The organism is Staphylococcus sp. Marseille-Q5304 (genome assembly GCF_943737015.1).
In the GTDB taxonomy this organism is placed as follows: Bacteria; Bacillota; Bacilli; order Staphylococcales; family Staphylococcaceae; genus Staphylococcus; species Staphylococcus hsinchuensis.
Map to the genome: position 1 here is coordinate 1 of NZ_CALSFP010000003.1, position 5,486 is coordinate 5,486.

General features: G+C 29.0%; 4 protein-coding genes and 3 pseudogenes. 4 read left to right on the top strand and 3 right to left on the bottom strand.

Annotation, left to right across the window (positions count from 1 at the left end; genetic code table 11):
• The 4 genes and pseudogenes from NGI30_RS11025 to NGI30_RS11040 form a co-directional block, all read left to right on the top strand.
• A pseudogene (locus NGI30_RS11025) lies at positions 1-105 on the top strand (replication initiator protein A); the annotation flags it as partial.
• A 16-nt stretch (positions 106-121) separates the two neighbouring features.
• A pseudogene (locus NGI30_RS11030) lies at positions 122-418 on the top strand (protein rep); the annotation flags it as partial.
• 877 nt (positions 419-1,295) lie between these two features.
• On the top strand, positions 1,296-2,084 hold the full coding sequence (locus NGI30_RS11035) for an HAD-IIB family hydrolase (RefSeq protein ID WP_011304070.1): 789 nt from the start codon (positions 1,296-1,298) through the stop codon (positions 2,082-2,084).
• Between the two features lie 175 nt (positions 2,085-2,259).
• Positions 2,260-2,598 (top strand): DUF4260 family protein, encoded by a 339-nt coding sequence (locus NGI30_RS11040; RefSeq protein ID WP_251943880.1) that lies wholly within the window; start codon positions 2,260-2,262, stop codon positions 2,596-2,598.
• 147 nt (positions 2,599-2,745) lie between these two features.
• On the opposite strand, the gene NGI30_RS11045 is transcribed toward NGI30_RS11040, so the two are convergent.
• From NGI30_RS11045 to NGI30_RS11055, 3 genes and pseudogenes are all read right to left on the bottom strand, one after another.
• Entirely contained in the window at positions 2,746-3,162 is a 417-nt protein-coding gene (locus tag NGI30_RS11045; protein WP_069821423.1) for a VOC family protein, read from the bottom strand.
• A gap of 237 nt (positions 3,163-3,399) precedes the next feature.
• Positions 3,400-4,389, bottom strand: a complete 990-nt coding sequence (gene bioB / locus NGI30_RS11050) for a biotin synthase BioB (protein WP_041080315.1) — start codon at positions 4,387-4,389, stop codon at positions 3,400-3,402.
• Positions 4,390-4,447: 58 nt separating this feature from the next.
• Positions 4,448-4,715: pseudogene (locus NGI30_RS11055) on the bottom strand (aminotransferase class III-fold pyridoxal phosphate-dependent enzyme); the annotation flags it as partial.
• Between the last annotated feature and the right edge of the window lie 771 nt (positions 4,716-5,486).

Below are 5,486 nucleotides of genomic sequence, written 5' to 3' on the forward strand. Positions count from 1 at the left end.
ATGCAAGGTTATTTGATGCAATCGATTAAAGCTGAACTAGAAGAGATACATGCGCTTAATATGCGTCGTCAAAATATGCCTAAGTATAATATCTTTAACGAATAATTCAAATGAGCTTACAGCAATTAAAGAAACCTCAAAATATTCGGTTAAGTCATCAGATTATTTAACTGGAGATAGCGAAAAAGATTCAGAGATTGTTAATGATTTAGAAAAAGGTTTATATCGAAAACGTATGTTGAGTTACGGTGGATTGCTTAAACAAAAACATAAAATTTTAAATTTAGACGATGCCGAAGATGGCAATTTGATTAATACAAGTGATGAAGATAAAACAACAGATGAAGAAGAAAAAGCACATTCAATTACGGCAATTTGGAATTTTGAAAAACAAAATTATTACTTAAAAAAAGTTTAGGAGTTTGATTTATGAGTGCAAAATACAAGAGAACTAAGTCATTTTTTATTGAGATTATTTCAGATATTGTGTTTCGAATAATTGTATTTATTCCTAATGTTTTTAATTTAATAATTCGATTTTTTAAAAGTATTGTTTAATAAACGTTAGCTTAAAAGTTAGCGTTTTTTCATGTCTTTTTGCCCCTGCGGGAACTATAGCGTTCAACCGGCATGGTTGCCCAGTTTTTACCGCAAAAAATAATTTTGTGCGTAACTGGGCAGTGTCTAAAAAATTAGTCACTGGTTTTGCTCAAATTTTTGTTTTTGGAAATAGCATATATTTATTTGGCTCATATTTGCGTTTTAAGAGCTTATATAAGTTTTTAGGCATAAAACATATGATTTACCCCTAAATCTTTAAAATGCCCCCTTAAAATTCAAAATAAAGGTATTTAAAATTTTAAAAATAAAAAAGCTACTAGCAAAAAACTAGTAGCTTAAATCTTAGTTAAATTTTGATGTAGTATTAATTTTTATATCTACGCTACAACGTCGATTCAAATTCGTGCAGTATTAATTTTTGTATCTGTGCTGCAACACCGATTACTTAAAACTAAGATTAAAAAAATCTACGAAGGTCGATTATGGTTTTTGCACCGTTTGGAGCAAACGTGTAAGTGCGCCCTTACGGGATTTAACTAGATTATAACGACGAATTTTAGACCTGTAAAGCAATAACAATTGGGTCTACCAGGTAGATAAAGTGTACAAAGTAGACCCGAAAAAGTTACTTATTTTGAAGACTTTTCGTAGATATAATTTGCTAATAAAATTTCTGTCATAATTGATAAGGAATATTATAATAAAAACTAATCTAAATAGTGGAGGCGTTAAATGTGAAATTTGTGTTTGATTTAGATGGGACTATTTGTTTTAAAGGAGAACCAGTATCAGATAAAATTCTTAATTCTTTAAAAAATCTTACGAATAGTGGTCATCAAGTTATTTTTGCATCTGCGAGACCGATTAGAGATATGCTTCCCGTTATAAGCAAGGATTTTCATGATTATACAATGATAGGTGGTAATGGTTCGCTTATTTTAAGTAAAGGAAAAATTATAAAATCTGTTTCTTTTTCGTTATCAGAAATGGAAAAAATTAAACAATTAATTAATGAATTTGATGCTACTTACTTAATTGATGGGGATTGGGATTATGCATATACTGGACCTCAAAACCATTCTATATTAAAAAATTTAGATCCTTTAAATTCGGCTAATTTAGTTAATCTAGATTCTTTAAAATCTGTTGTGAAAGTTTTGATTTTGACATCGAGTAATAATGAATTATTGAGTAAAAAATTAAATGAATTAGATGTATATGTAAATAAGCATGGGAATGAGAATGTACTTGATATAAGTCCTAAAGGTATACATAAATGGGCTGCACTTAAAATGTTAGGGATAGATAAAGGTGATTATATAGCTTTTGGTAATGATTCAAATGATATATCTATGTTTGAAAATGCACTTTATACAGTAATGGTTGGACATCATGAAGAATTAAGAAGTTTTGCTAAAGAATTTATTGAGAGTGAAGGGAATTTGGAGTTAAAAATTGTAGAAAAAATTGAAGAAATTGCAAATAAGGATATTAGCGACTTTTATGCCGAGAAAATTTATTGAAGTTGAGAAGAACCCTTAACTAAACTTGGAGACGAATGTCGGCATAGCGTGAGCTATTAAGCCGACCATTCGACAAGTTTTGGGATTGTTAAGGGTTCCGAGGCTCAACGTCAATAAAGCAATTGGAATAAAGCAATAAGGTTTAGTAATCTATAAAAAAGAGAGGGGGAGTTTTGTGGGCAATTTAATTAGATTAGAAAATGCATTTGTTTTTATTACTGCTGTAATTATTTATTTTATGTTTGGTTTTTCTTTATGGATCTTTTTATTATTCTTGCTAGTTCCTGATATTTCTATGTTAGGTTATTTGATTGATAAAAAAATTGGTAGTTACGTTTATAATATTGGTCATTCTTATATAGTTCCAATATTGATAACTTTATTTTATTTGGTGATAGGTGAAAATTTATTATTAGAAATTGCTTTGATTTGGTTTTTGAAACTCGTTTACACTCGTTTCAAAAACCATAAAAAAGTGAGGTCTTTTCATGTTTCTCGAAAAACTAAAATGTGATAACTGTAAAAAAGAAATAAGTAAAAACGAAAATATAGCAATATATACAAATACTAAAAATCTTAACGGAATAACAAATTTAAAAAGTTGGGCTAAAAACCAGAAAATATTATGCAAAACGTGTTCAAAACAATTGGAATTTTGTTGTTAATAGTTTTTTGATGTTTGTTGCATTAATTTTTCAAAATCAGTGTCGCTGATATTTGATTGAGTAAGTGTGATCAAATGACCTTCTGGGTCTTTTATAGTCATTTCTTTTGCGTTCCAAGGTTGTTCCTCGAGTTCGGAAATAACAAATTTTGGTGAAATTGTTTGTGATTTAGATTCTATATCTTTAACTAATAAGTTTAGATATATTGAATTCCCAACTTTAAAATCATTACTAGAAATCAACATTAAATCTTGATATTTTTCTAATCTTAAGTGATTCATTAGTACTTCGTTTTTTTCGTTTCTGAATTTGAAAACACTTTTAAAGCCAAGTGTTTTCTCGTACCATTTTTCTGCTTTTTCAATGTCTTGTACTAATATTTTGTTGAACATTGGCATTTGATAAAAATCCATGTTTTTCTCCACCTTTTTTAATTTTAATTTTATTGTAACTAATTACGTTACGTTAGTGTCAAAATTTGTGGTTTTTAAAACGAGTGAAACGAGTTTCTTCTTGTATCGATAATCATTGGAGGCGAAATTAATATCATTTTCCCATCTACAGGTATATCTTTACCATGAATGGATTCAATAGATTTAATCTTTCTATATAAATCTTCTTCTTGTAATTTTTAAAATCACTTTGTAAGGTCATTCTACTTTTTCTTTCAGCTCATTATATCCAGAGTCGATTTCAAATCCCAAATCTTCTATCATCTTATAATCTAATTTATTAGGCTGTCCTCCAGTAATTAAGTAGTCTCCTACAAATATTGAATTTGCTGCCTTTAAGGCCAAAGGTTGTAGTGAACGCAAATTAACTTCTCTACCGCCAGCAATTCTAATTTCTTTAGATGGATTGACAATCCTAAATAGAGATATAAGTCGCAAGCACTTCATGGGTGTCAATTCATCCATTTCTCCAAACTTTGTACCTTTAATAGGATGTAAAAAATTAATAGGAATACTATCTGCATCTATTTCTTTTAAGGCAAAAGCCATATCTATGATATCTTGATTTGATTCTCCCATCCCACAAATCACACCAGAACATGGTGAAATATTGTTTTCTTTCATAATTTCTAAAGTGTTTGTTCTGTCCTTATAAGTATGGGTAGTTACAACTTCTTCATGATAGTTTTCACTCGTATTTATATTATGGTTATATCTATCAACGCCAGATGATTTGAGCTTCTTAGCTTGTTCATCATTAGTTAAACCAAGGCACGCACATATTTTCAGTTGAGGATGGTTTGATTTAATTTCTTCTACTGTTCTACTTATATGATCAATTTCCTTGTTACTAGGTCCTCGGCCGCTCATGACAATGCAATATGTACCTATGTTATTCTCGTGAGCTACTTTGGCTCCGCTAACAATTTGTTCTTCTGGCACTAGAGCGTATCTTTGCTTTTGTTTCATATCTCTAGATTGACCGCAATAACCACAGTTCTCCGGACATATACCACTCTTAGCATTTAAGATCATATTTAATTTCACTTTTTTTCCATAATAATGTTTTCTTAATATATAGGCTTCGTTCAATAAATCTAATGTATCTATATTAGGATTTTCATATATTTTCAATAACCTCTCTTTAGTTAAGGTTTCTCCTTTTAAAATCTTTTCAGCTAAATTCATATTAATCATCCTCATCTAATATATTGTTTAGTGCTTTTTCAAAAATATTAACCATTTTTTAAATTTCTTTATTTAATATGCTTAAAATTGGAACAAAAGTAACAATATTTTCTAAAGCAATGGAACATACTATTTGGTTACCGGTGTAAGTATAGCTATGTAAAAATGCATTAACACCATGATTATCGCTTGAAAATGTTTTATAAATCTTTTGAGAATTTAAAGTAGCAGCTAAAGGTAAATCCCCCCCGTAATCGTCTTACCTAGACACATGATATCTAGCGCACCTTTTCATGATTACAAGCAAACATTTCACCACTCTTTCCTATATCTGTATTAGTACTGATAATAAAACTAAGCGTTCTAAATGTAAACTAAAAAAATAAAAATGTTTACATTAGGGGTGAAGCACTCCCATTAAATACAAAAATAAATCTGACATTTATCTAAAAAAGAGAGGCCTTAATTACTAATATTCCAAAAAACTTCCTAGAAACTCTTGAAGTTATCGTCAGACTTCTGGTTTGCATTTAACCCTACGTTTAAATAATGGTATGACCAAGAAGGGAAAATATACTTTATATATACTGTTGATGATTTTAGACAAATTTTAAATTAATGAATAATAATTTACTAACTTAAAGTTAAAAATTGAATTTTCTAAAGGTAGTAAGGTATATCTAATCTTCTTCTTAGCAGTACATTAGATATACGTTTATTTGCTGTAAACAGCTAAATAAAGTTACTCTTACGTTCTTTTGATCACGTATCGTAACATCTTTTAATTAAAAATATAAACTTGAGTGATTTGGTACGAAAAGAATGAGTCATTATGATAGCGAAAAAATCATTTTTATTCATTTAACTTTTGTACAAATCATTTATTTTTTATGCTGAAAGCAGAATAAAAAATAAGAGCATAAGGAAATACAATGCCACTTTCGTGTCAATCAGCATAGCTGATGTATTTTTCTTACCATTCCTTCGTCATTTGCTCTCACTATAAATGCGGTTATACCAGTATTTATAGTACATTTACATTAGACAAAAATGAATTAAGTAATTTTTATTCTATAAATTACGAATGGCATTATTAA

Excerpts from the sequence above, each read along its gene's own strand:
- NGI30_RS11045 (WP_069821423.1), bottom strand. The coding sequence starts at position 3,162 with ATGGATTTTTATCAAATGCCAATGTTCAACAAAATATTAGTACAAGAC.
- bioB (WP_041080315.1), bottom strand. The coding sequence starts at position 4,389 with ATGAATTTAGCTGAAAAGATTTTAAAAGGAGAAACCTTAACTAAAGAG.